General features: G+C 46.9%; 21 protein-coding genes and 1 pseudogene. 18 read left to right on the top strand and 4 right to left on the bottom strand.

Translation table 11 applies throughout. The annotated features are described in order from the left end of the window. Positions 1–102: 102 nt before the first annotated feature. Complete coding sequence (gene trpB / locus GYMC52_RS10475) at positions 103–1266, top strand: tryptophan synthase subunit beta (RefSeq protein ID WP_013524053.1); 1164 nt, start codon at positions 103–105, stop codon at positions 1264–1266. A 490-nt stretch (positions 1267–1756) separates the two neighbouring features. Here trpB and GYMC52_RS20010 read toward each other — a convergent pair whose 3' ends face one another. From GYMC52_RS20010 to GYMC52_RS20375, 3 genes are all read right to left on the bottom strand, one after another. Next, positions 1757–2107, bottom strand: coding sequence for an exosporium glycoprotein BclB-related protein (locus GYMC52_RS20010; protein WP_230982765.1), 351 nt, complete (start codon positions 2105–2107; stop codon positions 1757–1759). Positions 2108–2676: 569 nt separating this feature from the next. Next, positions 2677–2925, bottom strand: coding sequence for a hypothetical protein (locus GYMC52_RS20380; RefSeq protein WP_414629273.1), 249 nt, complete (start codon positions 2923–2925; stop codon positions 2677–2679). 132 nt (positions 2926–3057) lie between these two features. Beyond that, positions 3058–3384, bottom strand: a complete 327-nt coding sequence (locus GYMC52_RS20375; RefSeq protein ID WP_414629272.1) for a glycosyltransferase — start codon at positions 3382–3384, stop codon at positions 3058–3060. Between the two features lie 397 nt (positions 3385–3781). On the opposite strand from GYMC52_RS20375, the gene GYMC52_RS10460 reads away from it, so the two are divergent. From GYMC52_RS10460 to GYMC52_RS10400, 13 genes and pseudogenes are all read left to right on the top strand, one after another. Continuing rightward, positions 3782–4969, top strand: a complete 1188-nt coding sequence (locus GYMC52_RS10460) for an IS701 family transposase (RefSeq protein WP_012820647.1) — start codon at positions 3782–3784, stop codon at positions 4967–4969. Between the two features lie 570 nt (positions 4970–5539). Then, on the top strand, positions 5540–7198 hold the full coding sequence (locus tag GYMC52_RS10455; RefSeq protein WP_013524052.1) for an IS1634 family transposase: 1659 nt from the start codon (positions 5540–5542) through the stop codon (positions 7196–7198). 474 nt (positions 7199–7672) lie between these two features. After that, positions 7673–9817, top strand: coding sequence for a BglG family transcription antiterminator (locus GYMC52_RS10450; protein ID WP_013524051.1), 2145 nt, complete (start codon positions 7673–7675; stop codon positions 9815–9817). A 2-nt stretch (positions 9818–9819) separates the two neighbouring features. Further along, the gene (locus GYMC52_RS10445; RefSeq protein WP_013524050.1) at positions 9820–10263 is read left to right on the top strand and encodes a PTS sugar transporter subunit IIA; all 444 of its coding nucleotides are present in this window, start codon (positions 9820–9822) and stop codon (positions 10261–10263) included. Then, the gene (locus tag GYMC52_RS10440; RefSeq protein WP_013524049.1) at positions 10260–10544 is read left to right on the top strand and encodes a PTS sugar transporter subunit IIB; all 285 of its coding nucleotides are present in this window, start codon (positions 10260–10262) and stop codon (positions 10542–10544) included. The genes GYMC52_RS10445 and GYMC52_RS10440 overlap by 4 nt, the downstream gene beginning before the upstream one ends. A 166-nt stretch (positions 10545–10710) precedes the next feature. After that, complete coding sequence (locus tag GYMC52_RS10435; RefSeq protein WP_013524048.1) at positions 10711–12006, top strand: PTS ascorbate transporter subunit IIC; 1296 nt, start codon at positions 10711–10713, stop codon at positions 12004–12006. A gap of 306 nt (positions 12007–12312) precedes the next feature. Then, positions 12313–12435, top strand: a pseudogene (locus GYMC52_RS20370) (IS110 family transposase); the annotation flags it as partial. Between the two features lie 212 nt (positions 12436–12647). Then, positions 12648–13640, top strand: a complete 993-nt coding sequence (locus GYMC52_RS10425) for a phosphotriesterase family protein (protein WP_013524046.1) — start codon at positions 12648–12650, stop codon at positions 13638–13640. Between the two features lie 9 nt (positions 13641–13649). Continuing rightward, entirely contained in the window at positions 13650–14381 is a 732-nt protein-coding gene (locus GYMC52_RS10420) for a creatininase family protein (protein ID WP_013524045.1), read from the top strand. Next, a complete protein-coding gene (locus GYMC52_RS10415; protein ID WP_013524044.1) occupies positions 14368–15096 on the top strand; it encodes a KDGP aldolase in 729 nt (242 codons plus the stop codon). The genes GYMC52_RS10420 and GYMC52_RS10415 overlap by 14 nt, the downstream gene beginning before the upstream one ends. After that, positions 15093–15836 (top strand): SIS domain-containing protein, encoded by a 744-nt coding sequence (locus GYMC52_RS10410; protein WP_013524043.1) that lies wholly within the window; start codon positions 15093–15095, stop codon positions 15834–15836. Before GYMC52_RS10415 ends, GYMC52_RS10410 begins: the two co-directional genes overlap by 4 nt. Before the next feature lie 216 nt (positions 15837–16052). Next, the gene (locus GYMC52_RS20000) at positions 16053–16340 is read left to right on the top strand and encodes a hypothetical protein (protein ID WP_230982693.1); all 288 of its coding nucleotides are present in this window, start codon (positions 16053–16055) and stop codon (positions 16338–16340) included. Further along, positions 16282–16557 carry a hypothetical protein gene (locus GYMC52_RS10400; protein WP_230982692.1) on the top strand — a complete coding sequence of 92 codons (276 nt, stop codon included), beginning with the start codon at positions 16282–16284 and terminating at the stop codon, positions 16555–16557. The genes GYMC52_RS20000 and GYMC52_RS10400 overlap by 59 nt, the downstream gene beginning before the upstream one ends. A gap of 76 nt (positions 16558–16633) precedes the next feature. On the opposite strand, the gene ade is transcribed toward GYMC52_RS10400, so the two are convergent. Then, positions 16634–18364 (bottom strand): adenine deaminase, encoded by a 1731-nt coding sequence (ade, locus tag GYMC52_RS10395; RefSeq protein WP_013524042.1) that lies wholly within the window; start codon positions 18362–18364, stop codon positions 16634–16636. 194 nt (positions 18365–18558) lie between these two features. On the opposite strand from ade, the gene GYMC52_RS10390 reads away from it, so the two are divergent. From GYMC52_RS10390 to GYMC52_RS10375, 4 genes are read left to right on the top strand one after another with little or no spacing between them, the layout of a single operon-like run. Then, on the top strand, positions 18559–19188 hold the full coding sequence (locus GYMC52_RS10390; protein WP_013524041.1) for a YhbD family protein: 630 nt from the start codon (positions 18559–18561) through the stop codon (positions 19186–19188). 5 nt (positions 19189–19193) lie between these two features. Next, positions 19194–19898: a polymer-forming cytoskeletal protein gene (locus GYMC52_RS10385; RefSeq protein WP_013524040.1), complete on the top strand. Its 705-nt coding sequence runs from the start codon at positions 19194–19196 to the stop codon at positions 19896–19898. A gap of 5 nt (positions 19899–19903) precedes the next feature. Next, the gene (locus GYMC52_RS10380) at positions 19904–20626 is read left to right on the top strand and encodes a polymer-forming cytoskeletal protein (RefSeq protein WP_013524039.1); all 723 of its coding nucleotides are present in this window, start codon (positions 19904–19906) and stop codon (positions 20624–20626) included. Between the two features lie 15 nt (positions 20627–20641). Next, positions 20642–22168, top strand: a complete 1527-nt coding sequence (locus tag GYMC52_RS10375) for an MDR family MFS transporter (protein WP_013524038.1) — start codon at positions 20642–20644, stop codon at positions 22166–22168. The last annotated feature ends 57 nt before the right edge of the window (positions 22169–22225 follow it).

The raw sequence follows: 22225 nt of genomic DNA, 5'->3' as shown, positions 1-22225 counted from the left end.
TTTTTAATGTTTCAAAAAGTAAAAATTATTGATTGACTTGCCTGTCAAAACAGTCTATTCTGTTACTGTTACGACTTTTAGGAAGCAGAGGAGAGATGAGCCATGAGCGTAGCGCAGGAAAAGAAAGGCTATTTCGGCGAATTTGGCGGCAGCTTTGTTCCACCTGAACTGCAGGAAGTGCTTGACTATTTGGAAGAGCAGTTTCTGAAATATAAAGATGACCCGGAATTCAATGAGGAGTTTCGAACCTACTTGCGGGAGTATGTCGGCCGCGAGAGTCCGCTGACGTTTGCGGCGCGATTGACGGAGCGGCTCGGCGGGGCGAAGATTTATTTGAAACGTGAGGATTTGAACCATACCGGTTCGCATAAAATCAACAACGTCATCGGGCAAATTTTGTTGGCGAAACGGATGGGTGCGAAGCGGGTCATTGCGGAGACAGGCGCGGGCCAGCATGGGGTGGCGACCGCTACCGCATGCGCCATGTTTGGCATGGACTGCACCATTTATATGGGGGTAGAAGATACGAAGCGTCAGGCGCTCAACGTGTTCCGCATGGAGCTGTTAGGGGCGAAAGTCGTGCTGGTCTCGAAAGGGCAAGGGCGGTTGAAGGATGCCGTGGACGAGGCGCTGAACGATCTTGTACAAAACTATAAGACTACGTTTTATTTGCTTGGTTCGGCGGTTGGTCCGCATCCGTATCCGTCGATGGTGAAACATTTTCAGTCGGTGATTAGCGAAGAGAGCAAGCGGCAAATTTTAGAGAGAGAAGGGCGGCTTCCGGATGTGGTGGTGGCCTGCGTTGGCGGGGGAAGCAACGCTATCGGGGCGTTCGCCCATTATTTGGATGAACCGAGTGTGCGGCTCATCGGTGTCGAGCCGGAGAAGGCGGCGACGTTGACGAAAGGGGTTCCGGCGGTTCTTCACGGATTCAAGTGTCTCGTGTTGCTTGATGAAAACGGCAACCCGCAGCCCACATACTCGATTGCCGCTGGGCTCGATTATCCGGGCATTGGTCCGGAACATAGCTACTTGAAAGTATCCGGGCGTGCGGAATATTACACGGTCACGAACGAAGAGGTGCTTGAGGCATTTCAGTTGCTGTCCAAAACGGAAGGAATCATCCCAGCGCTCGAGAGCGCCCATGCGGTGGCGTACGCTATCAAACTCGCGCCGACATTAAGCAAAGATCACATCATCATTGTGAACTTATCAGGCCGCGGGGATAAAGACGTCGAGCAAGTGTTTTCAATGTTACAGTCATAAAGGGAGAAGGCGGGCGGATTTTCACGTTGGTTTTCATGTGAAGCCGCCCGCTTATTGTTTTCGATCCTCCGTTTCCCGCTTGGTGATGTTCTGCGCTTTTTCACCATCGAATTGCGCAAACAAAAAGAGGAAGTTCGTGGGGTTGCTTAAGAACTAATTGGGGCCAAAGATGCTTATATTTTGCGCAATAGAGAGTGAGGTTTGCCTTCGTCACGCCTTAGCGTGACGAAAGACCAAACAACCATCCGCTTCACAGACCCATACATAGGTCTGGAAGCGGCGTTGTTCGGTCGCCGGGCAGTCGATCAAATCGCTCTGTAAAAGCGACAAATGCTAAATATGATTGCATTTACATCGTTCGTTGCGGCTAGCTAATGGCCACTCCCGCAAGCATATCCCGTGATCGATGAGGCAATAGAGAGACCGGAAGTAGTGACTGAAAACACCATGAGCAAGCGATCGCCTGCATTGACAGGCACGTTTAACCCTGTCACGATTCCGCTAGCGTTTTGCAGTAATTTTGCAGTAAGGAGATTGGAAATGTGATAGTTGGGTTTAACGTGACTAAAGTGCTTGGGATGGCGGTGAATATGTTGCTAGAAGGAGAGGTGGAAATGTATAGTTGAGCTCGGATAGTAGCGGTTCCTAAAAGCGCTGTGCCCGTGGTGGCAGAAAAGTTGGCTGCTACAGCTGTAATGATTCCATTGCGTGGAACAGTAAATGAAAAGTTGGATACACCGCCCAAGTTAATGGTGTTTCCGATTAGGCTAATGCTCGAAGCTGAATTTCCAACCCCAATTAAGCTAGCTGTATCTGCCAAACCTACTGCTGTTGCTGCCAGAGTAATTGTTGTTCCTGAAGCGAAGGGGATGATTGCGCCGTTCCCTGCCGGTCAGTAGGTCCGGTTGGCCCTGTGGGTCCAATCGGTCCAGTGTATACCTTAACGATGGGTGGCTGGGAGCCGCATAAAGGGGAAAGACATTTTACACGAATAGGATGGCGATCGGACAATTGTAAAACCTCCTTTCGATTTAAAGATTGTCTATTCACTGGTTTGATGGAACGTGCTTTTGGCAGAAAGAATGGATTCTAAAAAACATTTATTGTGCAATACGTCAGGATGATTGGGTACATACTCCCTAGCTTTCTCATTATGTTTGTATGCTAGTTCATACTCGCCTAAATAGGCGTAACATACACCGAGCTGCAAATGGGGAAGCCACGTCCAACAAGCGTGATGAAAAAATCCCCAACTGTCCGATGGCATCGTTAGTTGAGTGGCTAAATGATACCAAAACGCAGCGAGTCGATATTGTTTGTGTTGGAGAAAATAGTAGCCTAGGCGGTAGCAAAATTCAGCGCGGGGAGAATCGTATTCAAATGGCTGTTATACATATCGAGCACTTGTTCCTAATTGCCAAGCGCATAAAAACAGTCGGCTAGCTTTCCACAGGCCGCAATGAAATCTTCCACCCAGCCTTTTTTCGTTTGTAAAAATTGTTCATAATATTGAATGGCCCGTTCGTATTGTTGATGGTCAAATAATTCATTTGCAAAGTAAAACAAATCTCTAGGTGAAAATTCTTTGCCTTGAGCTAACTGCTTCTCGTAAATGTTTAAGTTTCGATCGGAATGATGATGGACCGGGTTATGGATCACGGTGATGTCACTGTTGAGAATCGTTCCTCATACTTCCAAGTATTCATGAACCATACCATGCCATTTGAAATGATTGGAGCGCTTGACCAGACGATTGCGATGGACGCTGGAGATGGTTGTTCCATGTTCATCTCACGCAAGGCTGTAGACCATGGTCACCGAATCGACATCAGAAGGAAGGGTATGCTTCAACGTGAGGAATTTTTCTTGGTCTTCTTTCCATAACACATCATTGGCGTCTAACCAAAAAATATAATCCATTGTAGCATGGGAAAACGAAAAGTTTCTCGCTGCGGAAAAATCATCATTCCAAGGAAAGTCAATAATTCGCGTGGTATAATGTCGAGCAATTTCTTTTGTTCGATCGGTGGATCCTGTACCAACAATAATGATCTCGTCGACTAGATTTTGAACGCTATCTAAGCATCGGGCAAGGACATCTTCTTCATTATTTGACAATCATACAAAGGCTGATGGTGATCAACGAGCTTACACCTCCTTAGATGAGGAGTGTTTTTAATATATATGAAAAACGTAAAGAAGTGCTTATGCGAATACCTTTCGAGTCTTTTGAAAAGGGCTTAAATGGTTAGGATTCTGTAAACAATGGGGGACAGCGAGACGGCTGATTCGAATGTGCTTAAAGATTGACAGAGATCGAAACCGTGGCGTTTGAATGGTCGAGGCTATTGCTTTTTGCTTTGGAATTCGGGAAACGATACGAACAATCAATAACTGTAGATGAGCAAATTCACTAACATAAATTGACAACCAAACAAAAAAGGAGACATGAACCGGACTCCTTGGGTAAAATAGATGTGCACAAAACCCATTCACACAAGGAGGTTCATGTCTCATGAATAGATTAGCACATCACCAAGGAATCCACAAGTTTTTCTTCACTTTGGGGTTGACGCTGCAGCTTTCCAAACCGGTCATCAAGCATCTCATTCATATCGTCGATGCCTTGACCACCAAGGGATTCTCGGGAACATTGACCGATATTCATCACTGGAGCTTTCATCCGAATCATCGAACGACGCTCAGTCACTTTTTCACGAAAAGCCCTTGGGATGAGGAAAGGCTGCTTGGGAAGCTTCAAGAGTGGATCCTCCGCCGAATCGAGCGCCTGGTCGAGCGAAAGAATCAGCCTCTTTTTGTCTCGATTGATGATACGATTTGCCAAAAAACGAAGCCTTCGTCACGGGCAACGCACGCCATTCAAGGGTGTGGTTGGCATTTCTCTCACAAAGATCATCAATCGGTTTGGGGGCATTCGCTCGTTTGGCTGATGGTGCACACCTTGACACAAGCGTTTCCGTTTGCGTTCCGCCTGTATGACAAGAAAGCGGGAAAAAGCAAGATCGACCTGGCCATCGAGATGCTTTCTTCGCTCAAAGTGAAGCGGGCTCAGCCGGTGTATGTGCTCATGGATTCGTGGTATCCGTCCAAAAAGCTCATTGAAGCCTGCTTGAAACAGGGATTCCATGTCATCGCCATGCTCAAGACGAACCGGATTCTCTACCCGAAAGGCATCGCCATCCAAGCCAAGCAGTTCGCCCGCTATGTCGAGTCCGAAGACACCCGCCTCGTCACGGTGGGTCAGGAGCGTTATCGCGTGTATCGCTATGAGGGGGCGATCCATGGCCTCGATGACGCGGTGGTGCTGCTGGCTTGGAAGGCGGATCAGCCGATGGCGCCGGAACATCTCCATGTCGTCTTGAGCACCGATCGGGAGCTCGGGGACGAAGACATCTTGCGTTACTATGCTCAGCGTTGGACGATCGAGTGCTTTTTCCGGCAGGCGAAAGATCAACTGAAGCTTGATGGATACCGCGTTCGCCACATTCGGGCGGTGAAACGGTATTGGGCGGTGGTGCTGCTCTCCTGCGTGTATAGCATCGCCGAATCCCGACAAAACCTCTCCGCCGGGCTGGAGCTTCTTCGGTCGCGGAAAGACCACAGCGTCGTCGAGTTCATTTATGACGCTGCGAAGCAAGATATTCCCATTGATGTGATCAAAAAACAGCTCCGTATCGCGTAAGGGGTACCCTGTTTGTCTCTCTAACCATGGAAATTATTGTAATGAAAAATGCTCATCTACAGTCAATAATATAATCCCTCGCCCCCCTTTCCGTACGGGATGAAGACGTTGATCATACACCGTTGAGTCCGTTTCATGATTAACGAGAACGGAAGGGGATAGGTTGCTTTCCCGCTTGGCCGAATAATGGGGTTGCCTGGCTTCCATTAACACCCCGATTTCATGAGGAGCCAAGTCTCATCGCTGGTTCTCGTCAAGCCACTGGGCAATCTCATAAAGGGTGTGCCGATCCAACAGCGTTCGTAGCCCTTTCAGGCAGGAAGCCGCCTGAGGATGGGGTCCAGTCAAATATGTTTGGATCGCTTCTGGCAAGTACGCCCGGTATCGGGAATAACTCGACAACCTAGGGTTTGGCCTCCCACTCGGCGAACATCTCTTTCCGCGTTTTTGATTTTCCGTTCCTGCTTGCGACTCACATTTCGCACCCTTCCGACGAAAATCGGGAGGATTTTTTGTTCCGATGTCGAATGAATCCTTGACACACAAGGAACGTAAAGGAGTTTTTCTCTCATGAATGTGAAAGTCAAAGGGGTCTATCGTAATGGTTATTTGAATATAATAAGTGTTCTAGTCAAAAAACTCGACATCCCCCACTTGATTGACCATCTTGTGCCCGTCGATCCACAATGCCAAACGCGAGTCAGCGATGCCGTTCAAGCCATCCTTTACAATCTATTTGACGGCCGGCAAGCCCTGGTTCACTTAGAACGATGGGCTCAGGAGATCGATCTGGAGAAACTCATCCGTCCCGGTCTCCAGCCTTCCTGGTTGAACGACGATGCCTTGGCCCGTCATCTCGACCGCTTGTATGAGGCCGATATTCACAAGGTCATCAGCACTTGCTTGATTCACATTTATCGCAAAGAAGGCCTTTCCCTCCGAGCCTTTCACGCTGATACGACGGACAAGACGGTTTACGGAGCGTATGAGTCGGCCTCATTAGAGGCTTTGCAGATCACACATGGCTATAACCGCCATCACCGTTGGCAAAAACCAATCGGCTTCGGACTGGTCGGCAACGAGGATGGCATCCCGTTTTACGGCGATGTGCATGACGGCAATCTATCGGATAAGGCGTGGAATCCTGAGGTGCTGTCGCGGATCCACGAACAGTTCAAACAAGCCAAGATCGACGACGAATGGATTTACGTGGCCGATTCCGCCGCGATGACGAAAGACACCTTGGCGCAGACAAAAGCCGCCCGTGCCTTTTTGATCACCAGAGGCCCTTCGTCGCTTCGAATCGTGAAACAGGCGCTCGCAGAGGCCGATTCTCCTCACATCCCGTGGAGCGAACCCTTTACCCTAGCGGAGAGAAACGGCGCCACGTACCGGGTATGGGAAACGGCCGCGACCTATGAAGGCCACCCGGTTCGGCTGATCGTCGTCGAATCGAGCGCGCTCGACCAGCGCAAAGGAAAAACGCTCGAAAAAGAGCGGGTCAAAGAAGCGGAGCTTCTTCGCGAGGAACAAGTCCGTTGGGAGCGCCACCCCTTCTCCTGCCGCGAAGACGCCGAACAAGCCTTGACGTCCCTCAAGGCGTCCCTTCGCCCTCGGTTTCATCGAGTGGAGGCCGCGGTCGAAGAGATCGTGCGTCCGAAAAAACGGCGAGGACGGCCGAAAAAAGGGGCGGAACCCGAGACGGAGACGCTGTACACCCTTCGCCTAAACGTCGAATTCGACCAACCGGCATGGGAACAGGCAAGACGGAAAGCGTCCCGGTTTGTCCTCGTCACGACCGTTCCGAAGGAATGGAAGGGCCAACAAATGGATGCCCAAGAGATCTTGAAGCTGTATAAAGGGCAAATCTCGGTGGAAATGAACTTCGCGTTTTTGAAAGATCCGTTTTTCACGGATGAGATTGATGTCAAAAAACCAGAACGGGTCGCCGTATTGGGCTATCTATTTCTCTTGGCCTTGGCGATTTACCGCGTTTTTCAGCGCCGGGTGCGTCAGTTCATCACACCAGAACGCCCGTTAAAGGGCGCGGGAGGCCGCAAGCTGACCCGGCCAACGGGACAGGTGATTTTTCAGCTGTTTCAATATGTGAACGTCATCCTGCTGGAGCTGCCAGACGGGCGCATCCAACGTGCACTCGATCGCTCCCTCAACCCGGATCAGCGAAGGATTCTGCAGGGATTGGGCATGGATGAGAGCATCTACGTCTAACATGATACAGAACGACTAGCGATGGTAAAAAAAGGATTGCCATCGCTCGTTGTGTTGGTCAAAAAGTTATTCTGAAAAACTAAATAAAAAATCCTTTGTTTTGACCTTGTTAGGGTGCGAAATGTGAGTTGCGAAGTGTCTGTGGTATCCATCCGTGATCGTTGGTGATGGTTAGACGTTTCTGAGACGTTTCATGGATGATTCCGCTCTTTTCCATGGTTTTCATTAGGGGCAGTATAACCGGAGTGGGCACCGCTTATGCGTTGCATGTTAACTTTTCAATGAGCATGTATATAGTTAGATACAGAATAATGAAAATTGGGATTGGGGTACTTTTCGTACAGTTTTGCACAAACATAGTGTGGGAAATTTGGCCTTATAATTGAGAGTGCTTTCTAATAAAATGAAATTAAGCAATTGCTAAATATTTTTAAGACCAATCCGATTTTGCACAATTGTGCAGGGGGTCTGGCGATGTCGCTTGATGAACGCAGTACTGCGATATTACAAGAGTTGGTAAGGCGCGATGGTTATCTATCAGTAAAGGAGTTGATCAAAAAGTTTAATATATCCAGACGAACGGTTTATTACGATATAGAAAAGATTAACTATTGGTTAAAGATCAACCATCTTGATGAAGTGAAATATGTTCGGACTTCAGGCTTTTATATAACAGAACGGACGAAACAAGCTATTCTCGAAAAATTAAAAAATTCAGAGGCATGGAATTACGCATATTCTAAGAAAGAAAGGTTGGCGCGGCTTGCAATCCATTTATTAGTAGAGGAACCACCACATTTCCTGAAAGATTTATCAGAAAAAACAAAAGTGAGTAGAAATACGACCATTAAAGATTTAAAGAAATTGCGTGCACAGTTGAACAGTTTCCAATTAACCCTTTGTTTTACCCGCTACACTGGCTATGTAATAAAGGGAAAGGAAGAAGATAAACGAAGAGCGATCGTATATTACTTATCCCTTGTTATTCCACACCAGCAAAATTGGCAAACGGTTTTAGCTAATTTAAAACGCCTGTTGATCCATGATGAGGATGAGTCAACTACAGTTTTAAGTGAGCTAAGAAATATACTCGATGTCTTAAATGAATGTGAAAAGAATTTAAATATACAGTTTGCAGATGATGTTTTGTACCACTTGGCTCTACGCTTTTGGTTATTTGGAAAGCGAATCGTCCAAGGTAAAAAAATCGACTTTGATCCGGTGGAAAAGGAAGTGATCCAGCAAACGAAAGAATTTGAAGCAGCACAAACAGCAAGAAGCAAGTTGGAATCCATCTTTCAAACTTCTATTCCAGATGATGAAGTTTACTATTTGGCTACTCATTTATTAAGCAGCAAAGTCCAATATTCTGGAAATTCTCTGCAAAGTCATGATGATTATAAGAATCTACAAAATATTGTGCAAAAAATGGTTACAGAATTTCAAGCCTTCACATGTATTACGTTTCCAAACAGGAAAGCAGTTGAAGAAAACTTGCTTTTACATTTAAAGCCTGCCTATTACAGAATTAAATATGGCTTGCAAGTGGAAAATCCGATGATTGAGTTAATTAAGACAAAATATAAAGATCTTTTCTTAATTACAAAAAAGGTGATTCATCATTTTGAAACCGCTATCGGCAAGAAAGTTAGCGATGAGGAGGCAGCGTTAATTGCTATACATTTTGGAGGATGGTTGCGTAAAGAAGGAATTCAGCCAAAGGAACGGAAACGCGCCATTCTCATTTGCGCAAGCGGCATCGGTACTTCAACTATTTTACGAAAACAGTTGGAAGGGTTATTTTCAACCGTTGACTTTGTGGAGACCATTTCTGTAAGAGATTACGAGCAAAGGGACTTTCATGACATTGATTTTGCTGTTTCGACTGTTCCAGTTTCTAAGAAAAAGCACCCTGTATTCGTTGTTAATCCGATTTTAACGGATCAAGAAAAAGAAACGCTATTAAAAAAGGTTCATGCTTTATTTGGAGAAAGCGCATCACAGAATACAAAATATTCCCCAGAAGCGATTTTGGGAATCGTTAAGCAATACGCTGATATAAAAGATGAACAAGCACTAATGACCGCATTAAAGGAATACTTTTATAAGCCTTCTATTCCAAAAAATTGGACGAGAAAACCAGGCTTACTTGATCTGCTTTCACTAGAATATATTCAAATTGCTACGAAAGTGGAAAGTTGGGAGCATGCGATAGAACTCGCCTCTAAACCGCTTTTACAGACCGGTAAAATAACGCAGCAATATGTTATTGCGATGATCAATCATATTAAAAATTTGGGACCGTACATCATCATCGCGCCGAAAGTAGCACTTCCTCATGGAAGGCCGGACGAAGGGGTGAAAAAGCCAGGAATTAGTTTGTTGGTGTTGAAAGAGCCGGTTTCTTTTTCGGAAAAAAAAGAACATGATGTTCAATTAATCTTTGTTTTGGCATCAGTAGATCCAGAAATTCATCTTCATGCATTATCCATATTGTCGGAGTGCTTTCAGTCATCTGAATTTGTCCAAGAGTTAATTCGATGTTATACGCCTGAAGAAATATGGTTGTATTTAAAAAAGAAAATGAGCGAGGATAACAAAAAGCAAAAAGGAGATTAGTCATGAAGTTTTTAGAACCAAACCTAGTAGCATTGAATGTAAAAGCTAATACACCTGAAGAAGCTATTAGGAAAGCGGGACAATTGCTTGCTGATCAAAATCATGTCGATCATTCTTATATAGAGGCGATGGTGGAATCGTATAAAAATAATGGACCATATTTTGTTTTAGCGCCGCAAGTAGCTTTGCCGCATGCAAGACCGGAAGATGGAGTGAAAGAAGCGTCAGTATCGCTTGTACAGTTGGCAGAACCGATCGAATTCGGAAATAAGCTAAACGATCCTGTCAAGCTTGTGTTAGCTCTTGGAGCTTCTAATAATGATGAACACTTGGAAATGTTAAAAAAGTTAATGGTATTGTTAGGAAATAAAGAGACAATCGAAAAGATGATCCACGCAAAGACATATGAGGAAATTGAAAATTTTATTAGAGGAGTGGGAGCATGAAGTTATTATGTGTTTGTGGTCTAGGACAGGGAACGAGTTTAATTTTAAGAATGAATGTGGAACAAGTTTTGTCTGAACTAGGAATTGCGGCAGATGTAGAACATACGGATGTATCTACTGCATCAAGCATGGATGTAGATTTTATCGTGACCAACAAGGAATTGGCTGATTCTTTAGCTGGTGTAAACGCGAAGATCATTATTGTGAATAACTATTTTGATCGAGTGGAAATTAAAAATGCCTTAGAGGAGAATTTAACTCACATTTCGCACCCTGAATAAAAATTCGAAATAAGCCAGGTTTGGCCGAATAAAAATTAATTATTTTACAATTTTTGTATAAAAAATTATTTTTATGCGCATATCCGGGTTGTTTTTTGTATATTATGCAAAGGTTGCGAAATATGAGATTTAAAATAATAATCCTCATAATTAGGAGAGGTGGCCAATGGAAATCATTAAGTGGATTGCTGCCAATGTGTTTGGAACGCCGGCTATATTGCTAGGTTTCATTGTATTTATTGGTTTGCTATTACAGAAGAAAAAAACCAATCAAATTATCAGCGGTACATTTAAGGCTGTCATCGGTTTTCTAATTATTGGCGCTGGTGCTGGCGTTATAGTAGATTCTTTAACCGTTTTTGAACCTATGTGGAAAGAAGTATTTAATTTAAAGTCGGAATCGTTAGGTAAGTTTATAGGGCAGGAAGGATTTAACGCGAAATACGGAAGTGCGGTAACTTTAGCCATGACAATAGGGTTTTTAATTAACGTCTTGCTAGCCAGATTGACCAAATTCAAATACATTTATCTGACTGGACATATGATGTTTTGGACAACGACCGTTTTTGCCGGTATTGTTATTCATACAGTTGGAGATGTGTCATTTTGGCAACTTGTTATCTTTCTATCTATTATTATGGGTCTCTATTGGACATTACAGCCAGCGCTTACACAACCATTTATGCGGAAAATTACGGGCAACGATAATATTGCTTTAGGGCATACATCTGCATCTGTTGCGTTGATTGGGGCACTGGTCGGTAAAGTGATTGGTAATAAAGAGAATGATTCAGAAAAGATCAAACTTCCAAAAGGGTTGGAGTTTTTAAGGGATTCTAATGTCATTACTGCACTAACGATGGGAACGTTATTTTTAGTAGGTGCAATCATTGTTTCTCTAAAAGGAACTCCAGGAGCGGAGGAATTAATAAAGAAAGCAGGAAATCAAAACTTTATTATCTATTCGATCGTTCAATCCTTTACGTTTGCCGCGGGAATTGCTGTTGTACTAATGGGAGTTCGGATGTTTATTGGCGAAATTGTTCCGGCTTTTAACGGTATTGCGACCAAGCTTGTGCCAGGAGCGAAGCCGGCTCTCGATTGTCCGATTGTTTTCCCTTATGCTCCAAACGCGGTAATATTAGGATTTTTAGGTGCGTTCGCAGGAGCATTAATTTGGCTTGTTATTATCGGAAATACTGTTGGTTACGTATTTGTACCAACGATGATCGTTCTATTCTTCCATGCCGCGACAGCGGGAGTTTTTGGCAATGCGACTGGTGGTGTAAGAGGCGCCTTGTTGGGCGGATTTATGACCGCAACAGTGGTGGCATGGGGGCAGTACATCATGGTGAAATTTTTAATATCGAGTACAATCCCTGACACCGCTATGTGGGCAGCTGACTCAGATATGTTCATTCTTGGGCCTATTATTAAAATACTTGCCCAATTATTCTTCTAGATTTTGCCAAAGAAAGCGGGCTGGGCAACAAACCGTTCAACGTGACGGAATCTATATAGACTCTCATGACGAAAAAATTCGTCACGAGCGGAATGATGAAAACAACCTTCTGTCAAATGGTCTCCTTGCAGCTGGGGTCATGAGGTCGTGGTATCTATGGTACGGAAAAGTCCGAAGGATAGACGGACCCCAGCAGCCTGGTGCACCACGGAATGTCGCTCCCTTTTGGGAAGCACGCAGGATAGAATGCTTGAACAAAGGCTGCTGCACCAGCTGTGTTTGAGGACGAAGCAGGGAGGGAGACCGATGCGCGTCTTGTATGAACGCTGTTGCGGATTGGACGTGCATAAGCAATCGATCACGGCTTGCGCCCTTACCCCTGAAGGAAAAGAGATCCGCACGTTTGGCACGATGACCGACGATCTCGATTTTCGACTATCGAAGGCAAGTCTTTGGCTTGCCTTCGTCACGCCTTGGCGTGGCGGAAGACCGAACGACCCGACCACCCGGAAGCAGCGTTGTTCGGTCGCCCGACAGTCGGATCCAATAGCTCTATAAAAGTTACAAATGTGAAAGCTTCAAATTGCATCTATAATAGTTTTATCCGCCGTAATAGGGTTTTGTGCTGGAGGTGTTGAAAAATGAGTTTTATTCGTACATTGCATGGAGATATTGATCCTGAACAGTTAGGATTTACTTATTCCCATGAGCACATTGTTTGCCGCCCGCCATATTGGAAAGAAAAAGGAGAAGACGATTTATTGCTGGATGATAAGGAAAAATCATTGAAAGACGTTCTAGACTTTGTTAAACATGGCGGCAATGCGATTGTGGATGCTACTGCAGTAGATTATGGAAGAGATGTAGAAGCTGTTGCAGATATTGCAAGAAAAGCAAAAATCCATATCATTGGGACAGCCGGTTTTAATAAAAGCTTTTTATGGGGGGCTAAACTGGAAGAAAAAATACAAAAAATAGTTGGTCCTTATACTACCTACTATGAGTGGATTGAAACAGCAACTGTAAATGAACTGGCGGAATTTGTCATCCAAGAAGTAGAGGCAGGGCTTGAAGGAACATCTTATAAAGGTGGACAAATAAAATTCGGAACAGGTTACAACCGAATTACTCCTTTAGAAGAAAAAACAATACGTGCCGTCGCTAGAGCACATCATGAAACAAAAGCACCGATTCATTCCCATACGGAAGCAGGTACGATGGCCCTTGAACAAATCGAAATTTTGCGAAGTGAAGGAGTTGATTTGTCTAATGTAAGCTTCGGTCATATGGATCGAAATCCTGATCCTTATTACCATGAACAAATAGCTAAAACTGGTGCTTACCTTTGTTTTGATGGCATTGGAAAGATAAAGTATGCTCCTGAAAGTACAAGAATCCATTGTATTTTGGAACTTGTCCGCAAAGGATACGAAAAACAAATACTAGTGAGTGGAGATACGGCGAGAAAATCATATTACAAACATTATGATTACGGACTTGGTTTAGAGTATATCATTTCTAAATGGGTTCCACGATTTATCGATGAAGCAAATCGTGCAGGTTTTGATGGTGAAAAACTAATTTATCTATTTTTTGTAGAAAACCCTTCTCGTTGCCTTACATTTAAAAAGTAGGTGAAATTGATGAACTTCGCTTTAGAAAATTCATTCGAGATAAGCAACAAAATTACGAAATCAAGCATCGCCATCATGCCTATAGGCGCAGTAGAAGCCCATGGTCCACACCTTCCGTTATGTACCGATACCATTTTGGCAGAACGTCTTGCCTGTCGGTTGGCAGAAAAGGTTGAAGGTTTTGTTCTCCCTGTCATTCCATATGGACAGGTATGGAGTTTACGCGATTTTCCCGGTAGTATATCTATTTCCAATGAGACGTTGATCCGTTTATTAGTGGAAATTGGAACGAGTTTATATAAACAAGGATTTCGGATTTGGGCAATGGTCAACGGTCATCTTGGCAATCAAACAGCGTTAAAAGAAGCAGCAAGAATATTATATGATCAATTTCCAAATTTTAAAACCTTTTATTTTTTCTATCCCGGTATGAACAAAGTCGTTAATGAAATACGGGAAACGGAGGCGATTCATTCCGTCTATTTCCATGCTTGCGAAATTGAAACATCGATTATGCTTTATTTAGCTGAAGAATATGTGGACATGAGTAAAGCCATTTGTGATATTCCGAATATAGATGAGGAAGCGGACGTGAGTCCAACGCCATGGAAGTCATTTACTCAAACAGCGGTGTTAGGGGATGCAACAAAAGCAACAAAAGAAAAAGGAAAAATAATTGTGGAAACAGCTTTGGACAAAATGGCATATATGTTAAGGAGAGCACAAAATGAAGCTATTTAATATAAAGCGGTTTCAAGATCAACTGCTGCTCAACGTTTTAGCGAAGGATGGAAAAAACGCCGCCGATCTTTTGGAGGCATCGGATGGCTTTTGTGTGCCAGGAATTGCAGCGGCGGATTTTGCCACCATTGAGGAAGCCGTTGGGACGGTTGAAAGTATTAAACAATCATCGCCAGTGGTCAGTATCGGTCTTGGTGGTGGCGGAAAGTTTGATGAGTGGAAACGAGTTGTTGATATAGCCGTTAGGAGCAATCCGGAACATATCAATCAGCCATTGGAAAGAGCCCTTTTTGCCAAGGGATTTGTAGCAGCAAATCAATGTTTTCCTATTGTTGCTGCTCTTATCTCTCCATCTGGGGAGGTCGGTTTTGCAAAAATGCTAACAGGAAAAAAGATAAGAGTAGAGCCATTATTAGAATTGGTTGCTGCTTGTGGAGTGGAATCCATAAAAGTCATGCCAATGAAAGGGCTCGATCATCTAGAAGAACTTCTTTTCATTGCCAAAGAAGCAGCCAAAAGAGGAATAAGAGCTATTGAGCCGGCGGGCGGTATTAAAGTTCACCATCTGCCTGTTTTATACAAAGAGATAAGAAAAATAAATATTGAATTATTTATGCCGCACGTATTTGGAGACGTATTACAAGGTAAGGGAGAATCGAATCCAAGCAGAGTCAAAGAAATTTTTCGACAACTAAAAGGAGTGATCGGCTCGTGATCGAACATTATTTTCAAAAGGTCAACGAACGTTTGGAACTCGTTTTAAAACATGAAAAGGACAATCTCAAAAAAGCTGCTTATGTAGTAAGTGAAGCCATTCAGAAAGGTGGAATTATTCAACTGTTCGGATGTGGTCACTCCCACATTTTAACGGAAGAAGTGTTTTATCGTGCTGGAGGGCTTGTACCAATTAAACCAATATTTTTTGAGCCCCTTATGCTTCATGAAGGGGCGGTCCGTTCGTCAATGTTGGAGAGAATGAATGATTTCGCACAAAATTTTATAGATCATGAGGATATCCGTCCTGAAGATGTGTTTTTTGTTTTGTCCACATCGGGGCGCAATCCAGTTCCGATTGACGTTGCGCTGACGGCTAAAGAGAAGGGAACTTATACAATCGCCATTACATCTTTGGAATATTCAAAAAGCCAGCCCTCACGGCATAAAAGTGGTAAATTGTTATACGAGGTAGTGGATCTTGTTATTAATAATTATTCGGTGAAAGGTGACGCAATTTTATCCCACGAAAGTATTTCCGTTCCGTTTTCTCCTACCTCTACTGTTGTAGGAAGCGTGATTTTAAATGCTATTTTTGCTGAAGCTATTGTCTTAATGGCGGAAAATGGTTTGGAACCACCGATCTTTTTAAGTGGCAATATGGAAGGGGCGGATGAACATAACAACAGATTAATTGCAAGATACAAAGAAAGAATTCCTATTTTAGTAGGAACAAGTTAACAGTATCGTTGTAACCCCATATTTATTATGCAGAGATGCAGAGGGAGAGTATGGGAGAGCAACGTATCATTTTGAGCGTGTGCTCTCGAATGGGGCAGACGGGAGATTAAATGACACGCAGCGCATGCTTAAGTCATATGCTTCTTGCCAACTGCGGCCTTTTGTTGGCCTTACGGTCGCTGAAGAAAATGGAAGAAATGGAAGACAGCCTGTACGATGAGGAGCTTGTCGAGCGTTTACCGCGGTGAAATTTTGCTTCAGCGGGCGGAAACGTTTGTGCGGGCGCTGTATCACATCGTGACGCCAGAAGGCAGTGAAATCGTCAGCGAGGAGCGGTATTTCGCCGAGCAGGACGACTGCCATCCAGATGAAGTACGGCTGTTGATTGAAAATTATTACGACGGATTGGTTGTATGCTATGGATGCAAGTGCGTGATTTTGAATTATGCCACGTTTTACTTGTTGCTGTACAGCGAGCGGCTGCTGGCAAGGGGACATCCGTGAAACGCTGTTTTTCTCCTTTTTGGAACGAGAGATGGCGGAAGAGGCCATTCGCAAAATGATCGAGCGCCTTCGCACTCGTCTCCCGTTTTGGGATGACATGATTGAGACGACGCGAATCGGCAGCAAGGCGGCGCGCCGCCGACGAACGGGCGTTTCGCATCACATTTTTTGCCGTGCGGGCGACGTGTTTCCTTGGGAACAATGCGGTTTTTTATAAAGATAAACTATGTTCTAAATAATCAATCAGTTAATACATCCTTGAACAACAAAGAAGGAGGGACACTCGCCCTCCTCTATGCCTCGATCGGAATCCATTCCCACCGCTTGACATCAAACAGCCCTTGATCGGTCAGCTTGAGCTCTGGAATGACCGGCAAGGCGAGAAATGACAGCGTGATGAACGGATTGAAAGAGCCGCTTGCACCGATCGCTTCAAGTGCTTTGTCAATCTGTTTCAATCCGTTTAGCACCTCGGTATAGTTTTTTCTTGTCATCAATCCGCCGATTTCAAGCGGCAGGCTGGCGAGCACCGTTCCGTCTTTGACGACCGCAAGCCCGCCGTGTTGCCGGCGGAGTTGTTCGATGGCGACGACGAGGTCGTGGTCGTTGATGCCAGCGGCGATGATGTGGTGTGAATCGTGCGCGATCGAAGAAGCAATGGCGCCTGTTTTGAACCCGAAGCCGCGGACGATGCCAAGGCCGATGCCGAGGCCGCGATGGCGTTCGACGACCACAAGCTTCAGCAAATCCCGTTCGACCGAAGGGGAAAAGGCCCCGTCGCGGACATCGACTTCGGTGACAAGATGGTTCGTATGCAAATGGTTTGGGATGATCTCAATGACATGGGCTTTGTTTCCTTTCCGCATCGGAATGCGAAGATCGGCTTCGGTGACCGGTTGGCAACGGATGGATTGCCGCAATGTTGGTTCAATGCCGCAAGCCGATCGTTCGGAACGGAATGTGGCCTGCCCCTGCTCGGCCACCTGTTTTCCGGATTTAAATACGTGAGAGATTTTCAGCGTTTCCAAATCCTCAACGAACAAAAAGTCGGCGTCATACCCCGGGGCGACAGCGCCCTTCGTCGACAACCGGTAGCACTCGGCGGCGTTTAATGTGGCCATTTGGATGGCCAGAAGCGGGTCGAGCCCAGCGCGAATGGCAAGGCGCACGTTATGGTCGACGCTGCCTTCGAACCATAAGTCGTCGAGATGTTTATCGTCCGTGCAAAACAGAAAGCGGCGCGCGTTGTGCTCAGTGACGGCAGGAAGAAGTTTTTCGAGGTCTTTAGCGACTGATCCTTGGCGAATGAGCACGTACATGCCGCGGCGAATGCGTTCAAGCGCTTCGTCGACGGTGACGCATTCATGATCCGTATGGATGCGGGCGCTTCGGTAGACGTTGATGGCGTTGGCATCAAGGCCGGCCAAGTGGCCGTCGATCAGGCGGTTGGCGTTTGCCGCGAGCGCCAATTTGTCGAGCATCGACGGGTGTTGTTCCCTTAATGACGGATAGTCCATCACTTCCGCCAATCCGAGAACGCGTTCATCGTTGAAAAACGGCGCCAGTTCCGCGGCCGATAAGACGGCTCCGGCATGTTCAAATGAGGCGGCCGGTACGCACGACGGCAGCATCATATACACATCGAGCGGCGTCCGTTTCGCATCATCGAGCATAAACTGGATGCCGTGGACGCCGGCGACGTTCGCGATTTCGTGCGGATCGGCGATCACCGTGGTGACCCCATGCGGGAGAACGACGCGGGCGAATTCGCTCGGGGGCACCATTGATGATTCGATATGCACGTGTCCGTCAATCAGCCCCGGGCATACATAACGCCCTTCGGCATCGATCGTTTGCTTTCCCTCATAGCGGCCAATGCCGACGATCATCCCCTCAGCAATGGCGAGATCCCCTTCGATGATTTCGCGCGTAAACACGTTGACGATTTTTCCGTTTTTGATGACGAGATCGGCCTTCGTTTGTTTTGCAGCGGCGGCGATTTGCTTCTGTAATGTCGAATGCATGTGGCTCATTCTCCTTTCTTCATGCTGCTCCCCTGATCGCCGGCGAAAGTTGGTTTCATTGTAATGAGCTAGATGGCAAGCTGTCAACCGCTTTGGTTCGTTTTTTGACAGATGTATGGCACTGCTGTTTTCACACTCTTTACAACGTAACAATGTTATGTTACGATTATGGTGGTGAAGGAGGTGAGCGGCTCATGGAACAAGAATTGATTTCGAAAAAAGAACTGCTCGAGCTGACTGGCATTTCGTACGGCCAGCTGTACCGCTGGAAGCGGAAAAAGCTCATTCCGGAAGAATGGTTTATTCGAAAATCGACATTCACCGGGCAAGAGACGTTTTTCCCGAAAGAAAAAATCTTGGCGCGCATTGAGAAAATCAAAGAATTAAAAGATGAGCTGTCGCTTGATGAGTTGGCGGGCATGTTTGCGCCTGACCCGGCAGCGGTCGTCTTGACGAAAGAGGAAGTCATAAAACGTCACATTGTTTCGAATGTTGCGCTGCAATGGTTGAGCGACCAGTTGGGCGATCGCCAGGACGTTTCGTTTGGGCAGCTTCTTTCCCTTTACATCGTTGACCGGCTTCTTCGTTCCGGTGAGATCAGCATAGAAGAAGGAAAGAACATATGGATGATGTTCGAGAGTCATTATCCAAAATTGCAAGGGAAATCATGCGAGCTGGTCGTGCTTCGTAAAATGGGGGTGACGGTCTGCCTTCTGGTGGAAGAAGCGGCCGGCTTGTATGTGGAAGAAGGGGCGAAGCTCGTTGCGCGGCTGCACGTGCCAACGTATATCGAAGAGTTGAAATTGACCATTTCGGAGGGATAAAAAGGATGGAGCGGCGCGATTTAGTCATTGCCGGAACCGGGCATGCGTCCGGCGGGCTGTACAACTTGGTGAAATTGTCGGGGAATGGAAAGCTGTATGGCGACATCGATTGCCTAGAGATGCAAGTGCAAGGAAATGCGGCCGTGGAAGGAAGCGTGAAAGCCAACACCGTTCATATTGCCGGGAAAGGCCATGTGACAGGTGGGATCAAGTGCGAGTGGATGAAAGTGAGCGGGAGTGTGAAAATTGGAGAACATGTGCAATGCCAGGAGGCGACGGTTCGCGGCCACGGCTTGGTGAAAGGCTCATGCACGGCGGAGACAGTTCGTGTTCATGGCGAGCTCGACGTTGGCGGTGACTGTTCGGCCGAGCGGATGGAGGTCGAAGGGCATTTCACGGTCGGCGGGCTGCTGAACGCGGACTATATCGAAGTGAAGCTGTTTGGCCCGAGCCGCGCTAAGGAGATCGGCGGGGAAACGATTATGGTAAAGCGGCAAGGAAGTTCGCTGTTCAAAAAATGGTTTTTCCCAGCTGAGTTGACCGCCGATGTCATTGAAGGGGATATCGTTCATCTCGAGCATACCACGGCGAAAACCGTGCGCGGCAATCGCGTGACGATCGGTCCGGGCTGCGATATTGAGCGGGTTGAATACAAGGAAATGCTCGAATGCGATGAAGGAGCAAAAATCGGGACGATAGAGAAAGGATGAGAACGATGGCGGTCAGAAACTTAACGATCAACGGCTCGGCGTTTGCTTCAGGCGGCACGTTCCATCACGTGACGGTCCGCGGCGATGCGACGATTCGGGGCGATGTCGAATGCGATCGCTGTAAAGTGTTTGGCTCGGCAGACATGAAAGGAGCGGTCACCGCCCGCAAGCTTCGCCTGTTTGGCCAAGCGAACATGGACGGTTCAGTGCGTGCGGAGAAAATGGATGTGTTTGGGGAAGCAGACATCCGCGGCCATGCCCATCTGCAGCATCTTCAGTTGCGAGGGATGGTGCAGGTGGAGGGGAACATCGAAGCCGATGTCATCCGCGGTTACGGCGAGCTGTCGGTGTCGGGAAGCTGCGAGGCGGAGACCGTTTCGTTGACAGGCGTCGTGCGAATCGGACAGACGTTGAATGCGGAGCAGGTGGAATTGTCGTTGTATTTTGCCGACAGCTCGATCAAGGAAATCGGCGGCCGGACGATTTCTGTCAAGCGAAACAAAACGTGGAACGCCATTCACTGGCTGACGCGTTTTTCTTCCTTATCCGCCACGTTGGAGGCGGACACGATTGAAGGCGATGAGATTTATTTGGAACATACAAAAGCCGCGGTCGTCAGGGGCGAGCGGGTGACAATCGGCCCGGGCTGCGAGATTGGGCTTGTGGAATATCGTACGGCGTTTGCCCAAGACGAACATGCCGCGGTGAAAGAAAAAAGACAGAGATAGAGGGAGATGAAACGGATGGAGAATAAGGAAACGAAAACGGGATTGGTCGTGCTCGCGCTGTTGCTCGGCATTTTTGTCGCTTCGATGGACAATACGATTGTGGCAACAGCGATGGCGACGATTGTCGCCGATTTAGGCGGACTCAAGCAGTTTGTTTGGGTGACGTCGGCGTATATGGTGGCCGAGATGGCCGGGATGCCGATTTTTGGGAAACTGTCCGATATGTACGGGCGGAAGCGGTTTTTTCTGTTTGGAATGATTGTGTTTTTGCTTGGATCTGTGCTGTGCGGCATGGCGCAAACGATCGTACAGCTCAGCATTTTCCGCGCCATTCAAGGCATCGGCGGCGGGGCGCTTGTGCCGATCGCGTTCACGATTATGTTTGATATTTTTCCGCCGGAGAAGCGCGGGAAGATGGGCGGGCTGTTTGGAGCGGTGTTTGGCCTGTCAAGCATCTTCGGTCCGTTGCTTGGCGCGTATATTACCGATTATCTAAACTGGCGCTGGGTGTTTTACATTAACATTCCGCTCGGGATTGTCGCATTTTTGTTGCTTTGGATTTACTATCGCGAGTCGCCGAAGCATTCGAAGCAAAGCATTGACTGGCTTGGCGTGATGACGCTCGTTCCAGCGATCGTCTGCCTGATGTTTGCGTTGGAGCTTGGCGGACAGAAGTATGACTGGGACTCGGCCATGATCATCGGGCTGTTTTCCGCGTTCGCGTTGTTGTTTCTCGCTTTTTTGTATGTGGAAACGAAGGCACAAGAGCCGATCGTGTCATACCATATGTTCCGCGAGCGCCTGTTTGCTTCCACGACTTTGGTCGCCTTTTTCTCCGGCGCAACGTTTGTCGTCGCCACCGTGTACATCCCGATTTTTATCCAAGGGGTGACGGGCGGTTCGGCGACGAATTCCGGGCTGATTTTGTTGCCGATGATGCTTTCGACGACGGTATCGGCCCAGCTCGGCGGCTTTTTGGCTGGAAAAACGAGCTACCGCAACGTGATGTTCGGGTTTATGCTGCTGTTTGCGGCCGGGATCGGGCTGCTTGGCACGATTGATGAACATACAACGCGGCTTACGGTGACGTTTTACATGATCATTGTCGGATTAGGGGTGGGCGCCTCGTTTTCCGTGCTCGGCATGGCGGCGATCCATCATTTTTCCGAAGCGGAGCGGGGCGCGGCCAGCTCGACGAATTCGTTTGTACGGTCGCTCGGCATGACCGTCGGCATTACGGTGTTTGGAATCATTCAGCGAAACTTGTTCACCAATCAATTGGCCGAGCAGTTTCGCGGCATGGCGCAAGGAGCGCCTGGAGCGAACATTCACGACCCGCGCGCGATGTTGTCGCCAGAAGCGCGGGCGCACATCCCGGCACCCGTGCTCGATCGTTTGACGGAAGCGCTGGCCTCTTCGATCGCCGATACGTTTTTATGGGCGCTCATTCCGGCGGCGCTCACGATTGTTTGTGTGCTTTTGATGTCCAACGATCGGCTCGCAGCGTGGACGGGTGCGCGGGAAAGAGCAAGTGAGAAATAAGAGGGGCATGATTGGAAGAGGGATAGAGTCAATGAAGCGGACGGGTGCTCATCATGC

The sequence above is a fragment of the Geobacillus sp. Y412MC52 genome (genome assembly GCF_000174795.2).
Taxonomy (GTDB): domain Bacteria; phylum Bacillota; class Bacilli; order Bacillales; family Anoxybacillaceae; genus Geobacillus; species Geobacillus thermoleovorans.
The sequence above is the reverse complement of the archived record's forward strand: the minus strand, read 5'-3'. Positions and strand labels throughout refer to the sequence as shown.

Excerpts from the sequence above, each read along its gene's own strand:
- trpB (WP_013524053.1), top strand. The coding sequence starts at position 103 with ATGAGCGTAGCGCAGGAAAAGAAAGGCTATTTCGGCGAATTTGGCGGC.
- GYMC52_RS10460 (WP_012820647.1), top strand. The coding sequence starts at position 3,782 with ATGAATAGATTAGCACATCACCAAGGAATCCACAAGTTTTTCTTCACT.
- GYMC52_RS10455 (WP_013524052.1), top strand. The coding sequence starts at position 5,540 with ATGAATGTGAAAGTCAAAGGGGTCTATCGTAATGGTTATTTGAATATA.
- GYMC52_RS10450 (WP_013524051.1), top strand. The coding sequence starts at position 7,673 with ATGTCGCTTGATGAACGCAGTACTGCGATATTACAAGAGTTGGTAAGG.
- GYMC52_RS10445 (WP_013524050.1), top strand. The coding sequence starts at position 9,820 with ATGAAGTTTTTAGAACCAAACCTAGTAGCATTGAATGTAAAAGCTAAT.
- GYMC52_RS10440 (WP_013524049.1), top strand. The coding sequence starts at position 10,260 with ATGAAGTTATTATGTGTTTGTGGTCTAGGACAGGGAACGAGTTTAATT.
- GYMC52_RS10435 (WP_013524048.1), top strand. The coding sequence starts at position 10,711 with ATGGAAATCATTAAGTGGATTGCTGCCAATGTGTTTGGAACGCCGGCT.
- GYMC52_RS10425 (WP_013524046.1), top strand. The coding sequence starts at position 12,648 with ATGAGTTTTATTCGTACATTGCATGGAGATATTGATCCTGAACAGTTA.
- GYMC52_RS10420 (WP_013524045.1), top strand. The coding sequence starts at position 13,650 with ATGAACTTCGCTTTAGAAAATTCATTCGAGATAAGCAACAAAATTACG.
- GYMC52_RS10415 (WP_013524044.1), top strand. The coding sequence starts at position 14,368 with ATGAAGCTATTTAATATAAAGCGGTTTCAAGATCAACTGCTGCTCAAC.
- GYMC52_RS20000 (WP_230982693.1), top strand. The coding sequence starts at position 16,053 with ATGAGGAGCTTGTCGAGCGTTTACCGCGGTGAAATTTTGCTTCAGCGG.
- GYMC52_RS10400 (WP_230982692.1), top strand. The coding sequence starts at position 16,282 with ATGCCACGTTTTACTTGTTGCTGTACAGCGAGCGGCTGCTGGCAAGGG.
- ade (WP_013524042.1), bottom strand. The coding sequence starts at position 18,364 with ATGCATTCGACATTACAGAAGCAAATCGCCGCCGCTGCAAAACAAACG.
- GYMC52_RS10390 (WP_013524041.1), top strand. The coding sequence starts at position 18,559 with ATGGAACAAGAATTGATTTCGAAAAAAGAACTGCTCGAGCTGACTGGC.
- GYMC52_RS10385 (WP_013524040.1), top strand. The coding sequence starts at position 19,194 with ATGGAGCGGCGCGATTTAGTCATTGCCGGAACCGGGCATGCGTCCGGC.
- GYMC52_RS10380 (WP_013524039.1), top strand. The coding sequence starts at position 19,904 with ATGGCGGTCAGAAACTTAACGATCAACGGCTCGGCGTTTGCTTCAGGC.
- GYMC52_RS10375 (WP_013524038.1), top strand. The coding sequence starts at position 20,642 with ATGGAGAATAAGGAAACGAAAACGGGATTGGTCGTGCTCGCGCTGTTG.